Here is a 4,462-nt window from a genome sequence, read left to right as displayed (position 1 = left end):
GGATGCGGGCGAGGGCCTGCTCGCGGGCGCGGGTGGTGCCCGCGTGGTCGGGGCCGGCGAGTTCTTCGTGGGTGATGACGCAGACCGCCGGGTGGTGCAGGAGCCATTGACTGTGCCGGGCCTCGGGCATCCCCGGGAAGCCGGGGTCGGTCAGCGCGAGGGTGATACGGGCGTCCATGGTGGGCAGGGCGATGAGGATGTCGCGGTAGACGAGGTGTTCGGGCATGGAGCCGACGCCGCCGGCGGGCCGGGTGAGCGCCTGGATCTGGTTGACGATCCGATCGCGGATGTCGCGGTGGTGGAAGACGATCGGCGGCCGGCCGTCGCGATGCCAGGCACGCAGGAGCCCGGCGTCGGCTCGGCGGAGGTCCAGCCCGGTGACGTACCAGCAGCCGCGGCCCGGCAGCAGGTTGAGGAGGTCCGCGGTCGGCAGGCGGGCCAGCCGGACTTCGGCGTCCGGGTCGACGGGCGAAGCGTGCGTGGTGGGCTGGCCGAGGCGCGTCCACCACACCCGCCACAGCGCGCTGACCGCCTGGTGGAAGGCCGGCTCCAGCGCCTCGTGCTCTCCCCGGTGCGGGTTCAGCAGGTAGGCCGCCCGATCGGGTCCGTACGCGGCGGCGAGCAGCGGGTAGACCTCGCCGGGGCCGGGCTGCTGGGCGCCTGCGGACGGATCGCCGCTCATGGTGCCGTAGGAGGTGTAGCCGAGTGCCTTGGTGACGTCGGCAAGCAGGGGGGTTCCGCTGCCCGGCAGGGAAACGACGATCATCTGGGCTGCGAGCATCAACGTTCTCCGGGGCGAGGTCGGCCGCCGGGCCGGGCCCTGGCGGTGCGCGGCACGATGCCGCGGGTTGGGCGCGGCGCGACGCCGCGGGTTCAGCGCGGCCCGGCCGTCACCAGGGCGGTCGGGGCGGCCGGGGCGAGGAGAAGGTCCTCGTAGGTGTGATGGCGGCGGGCGGTGGTGCGCTGACGCAGCAGGGCCGCCGCGGGGACGGGCTCGCCGGCCTCCATCAGCGCGCGGGCGAGGGTGTCCTGGATGATCTCGCGTTCCACCCGCACCCCACCGATCCGCTCGGCGTCCGCGCCCAGGCGGATCAGCAGGTCCGCCGCCGCCCGGGGACGTCCTGCCGTGATCGCCGCCAGAGCCCGCGCCACGGGTGCCAGAACGTCGCGGAACTCCGGGCGCCGGTCGGTGGCGGCGCGGCGGGCCAGGGCGTTCAGGTCGTCGCCGGCCGCCTCCACGGCCAGCGCCAGTGCCAGGTTGAAGGTGTGGAAGACGTCGACCATCCCGCCCGGCGCGGCCAGCAGTTCCCGCACGTGCGCCGGGTCGCTGCGGCCGGCCGGCTCCTGCCCGGCCAGGAGCAGCCGCCAGTTCGTCGCGGCCCGCATCCCCACATCCGCCCGCGCCAGGACCGTGTCCGCCCGCCGGCGCGCATCGGCGAAGTCGCCGCAGGCGATCGAGTGCAGTGCGGCATGCCAGTTCAGATGTCGCGACTGCACGGCCTGCGGGTCCGGCGCGAGCCATTCGTCCACGAACCTCGCGCCGGCCCGGCCGGCTCCCTGCTCGTGTTCCGCGTGGGCGAGGGCGTGCGCGGCCACCCCCGAACGCGGATACCGGGCCAGTGCCTGTTCGGCGAGCCGATGCGCGTCCCGCACCCGCCCCTGCTCGGCACGGGTCGCGGCCAGCCAACCCGTCCAGGCCCAGCTGTCCGGGCCCGCCAACGACGCCTGCTCCTCGACGAGGATGTCGCCACGGGTGCGATAGGAGGGGTCCCCGCACGCGGCGAACGAGCCCAACATGAGCCCGGCGACCTCGTCGGCAGGCCACCGTGCGAAGTGCCCCGCCAAGTGGTCGGCGCTCAGCCGGTACTGGCGGTGCGAGAAGAGGAAGATTCCGTAGACCACGCTCGCCTGCCGCTCACCGGCGGCCTGCGCGTCCTGGTACGCGACGGCCAGTTGGTCCTTCAACTCCGCGTCATCGAGGCGGTCGCAGGTCGCCAGCATCAGCAGGCCCCGCGCTGTGCCGGACTCCGGCTTCGAGGTCGCCCACCGGCGTAGCAGCGGCAGCGCCTGCCCGCTCAGGGCCAGCATCTCGGTCACCGCCCGGTCTTCCAGCCGCGCGGCCGTCACCGTTGCTGCTGCTGTGTCCGCCGCGGTCACCATCGTGTTCGCCGCACCCACCACCGCGTCCGCCGTCATCCGACCGGTCGCCTCCGCCGGTTGATCCCGCCAGGTCAGACGCTGGAGCCGAACAGGGCGGTGCAGACGATTCCGCTGCTGCCGCAGTGGTTGCGCGGCAGGCTCAACGGCAGACCGGTCTGATTGCCGCCCCCCACTCCGCTGCCGGCCACCGTGACGCCCTCGGACCGCGCACCCTGGTCGTGGCCGACGCAAGTGTTGCCGAACACCGCGTCGCCGACGCCGATGACACTCGCGTGCGCGGCGCCGGCCGGAAGCAGCGCCGCCCCCGCCACCGCACCCAGCACAGCGGCCCGCGCCGCCCGCGTCTTCCCCGCGCCGCCGACCATGCCCCGCAGTTCCGCGCCCATCACGTTCCTCCGTCGTCCGGGATCGGGTCCCGGTGAAGTGCCGACCGTGCCCGTCGCATAATCCGGGCCGTGCCCTGATCAACGAGCCGGGGTCGGGTCCGACACGGCCGCCGGCGGTCGCTGACGGCGCGGGGTTCCGAAGCCGCCGACCGTAGCGGCGTCGCGCTACGAACCCGCCGCCGCGAGGCGCCGGTTGGCCCGCAGGGCGGCCGGGGCGGATCGGCTCACGCCCGGGGAGGGGCGGATGGAATGCGGCGGAAGGCGGCCCCGCCGCTGGGGCGGGGCCGGGTCGGTGCTGTCCGGCGGTGGGCCGGGTGGTGGATACGGGGAGGGGTCAGGCGGACGGGTTGGTGAAGTAGTGGCCCTTGTCGAGGTCTTCGAGGAGGCCGGGGCCGGTCGGGTGCCAGTCCAGCAACTCGCGGGTGCGGGCGCTGGAGACGGGGCTGTCGAGGCCGATGAAGGTGGACATCCAGGTGAAGTGGGCGGCCGCGTCGTCGGGGGAGACCGAGGCCACGGGCAGGTCGAGGTGGCGCCCGATCACCTCGGCGACCTCGCGGATCGGCACGCCCTCGTCCGCGACGGCGTGCAACGTCGATCCGGCGGGGGCGCTCTCCAGGGCCAGCCGGAAGAGCGTCGCGGCGTCGGAACGGTGCACGCCGGGCCAGCGGTTGGCGCCGTCGCCGATGTAGCCGGAGACGCCCTTGGCGCGGGCGGTGCCGACGATGGTGGAGAGGAAGCCGTGGTCGCCGTCGCCGTGCACCGTCGGGGCGAGGCGGACGACGGAGGAGCGGACCCCGCGCTCGGCGAGGGCGGCCGTGGCCTGCGCGTTGGCCAGCCGCTTGGCCGGGCCGCCGGTCACATGGGCGCCGACCGGGCTGCCGGCGACGCCGTCCTCCTCGGTCGCGACCCGCCCCGGCGCCAGCCCGAGCACGCCGGACGCGATGACGAACGGCCGGTCGGAGCCGGCGAGCACGTCGCCGAAGGTGTCGATGGCGAGGCGGTCCGCGTCGGCCGCGGCCTCGAAGCCGCCGCTGAACGCGATGTCGTGCTTGAACGCCAGGTGGATCACGCCGTCGGAGTCGGCGGCCGCGTCGCGCAGCGTGTCGATGTCGTCGATCGTGCCGCGGCGCACCTCCGCGCCGGCCGTGGCCAGGGCGTCGGCCGAAGCGTCGGAGCGGGCCAGCCCGATGACCTGGTGGCCTGCGCCGAGGAGTTCCGGAACGACGGCGGAGCCGATCCAGCCGGACGCACCGGTGATGAACACACGCATGAGGGGAACCTCCTGGTAAGCGGGTTATGTCGGCATATGCCGAGGCATGGGTGTACGTCGACTGCCCGCCATCGCGCCGTGCGATGTCCTGCGGGGTGCGGGCGGACGGGCTGATGTCAGTTACTGCTATCAACCGTAGCACCCGATGTCAGTCACTGCTATCACGTAGGATCGGGGGCATGGGTCGATGGGAGCCGGACGCGCGGGGGCGGCTCGAACAGGCCGCGATGGAGCTCTATCGGGAGCGCGGGTTCGAGCAGACCACCGCTGCGCAGATCGCCGGCCGTGCGGGGCTCACCGAGCGGACGTTCTTCCGGCATTACGCCGACAAGCGCGAGGTGTTGTTCGCGGGGGCGGCGCGGTTGGAGGAGCTCTTCGTGGACACGCTCGCGGGGGTGCCTGCGGCGGCCACGCCGATGGAGGCGGTGGCGGCGACGCTGGCGGGGGTGGCGGAGGTGTTCGCGGGGCGGTACGACTTCGCCCGGCAGCGGCAGGCGATCATCATGGCGAACGAGGAGCTGCGGGAGCGGGAGTTGATCAAGCTGGCGTCGATATCGGCGCGGCTCGCGGAGGGGCTGCGGCGGCGGGGGATCGCGGAGCCGACGGCGAGTCTGGCGGGGGAAGCGGGGATTGCGGTGTTCAAGGT

5 protein-coding genes are annotated in these 4,462 nt (G+C 74.1%); 1 reads left to right on the top strand and 4 read right to left on the bottom strand.

Features of this window, described 5'->3' with window-relative positions:
• From AC13HU_RS32895 to AC13HU_RS32880, 4 genes are all read right to left on the bottom strand, one after another.
• Positions 1 to 781 (bottom strand): hypothetical protein (locus tag AC13HU_RS32895; protein ID WP_483045643.1); only part of this gene is annotated, 781 nt, incomplete at its 3' end.
• A 92-nt stretch (positions 782 to 873) separates the two neighbouring features.
• Positions 874 to 2,196, bottom strand: coding sequence for a tetratricopeptide repeat protein (locus AC13HU_RS32890; RefSeq protein WP_483045642.1), 1,323 nt, complete (start codon positions 2,194 to 2,196; stop codon positions 874 to 876).
• Between the two features lie 35 nt (positions 2,197 to 2,231).
• Positions 2,232 to 2,546 (bottom strand): chaplin family protein, encoded by a 315-nt coding sequence (locus tag AC13HU_RS32885; protein ID WP_483045641.1) that lies wholly within the window; start codon positions 2,544 to 2,546, stop codon positions 2,232 to 2,234.
• Positions 2,547 to 2,880: 334 nt separating this feature from the next.
• The gene (locus AC13HU_RS32880) at positions 2,881 to 3,816 is read right to left on the bottom strand and encodes an SDR family oxidoreductase (protein WP_483045640.1); all 936 of its coding nucleotides are present in this window, start codon (positions 3,814 to 3,816) and stop codon (positions 2,881 to 2,883) included.
• A 179-nt stretch (positions 3,817 to 3,995) separates the two neighbouring features.
• On the opposite strand from AC13HU_RS32880, the gene AC13HU_RS32875 reads away from it, so the two are divergent.
• The coding region (locus tag AC13HU_RS32875) for a TetR family transcriptional regulator (protein WP_483045639.1) at positions 3,996 to 4,462 on the top strand (467 nt) is incomplete at its 3' end.

This window comes from Streptomyces sp. NH27, assembly GCF_056859195.1.
This window is presented reverse-complemented; position numbering and strand designations above follow the sequence as displayed.

What these genes read in the sequence shown, in the direction of transcription:
- AC13HU_RS32890 (WP_483045642.1), bottom strand. Translation starts at nt 2,196, where the DNA reads ATGACGGCGGACGCGGTGGTGGGTGCGGCGAACACGATGGTGACCGCG.
- AC13HU_RS32885 (WP_483045641.1), bottom strand. Translation starts at nt 2,546, where the DNA reads ATGGGCGCGGAACTGCGGGGCATGGTCGGCGGCGCGGGGAAGACGCGG.
- AC13HU_RS32880 (WP_483045640.1), bottom strand. Translation starts at nt 3,816, where the DNA reads ATGCGTGTGTTCATCACCGGTGCGTCCGGCTGGATCGGCTCCGCCGTC.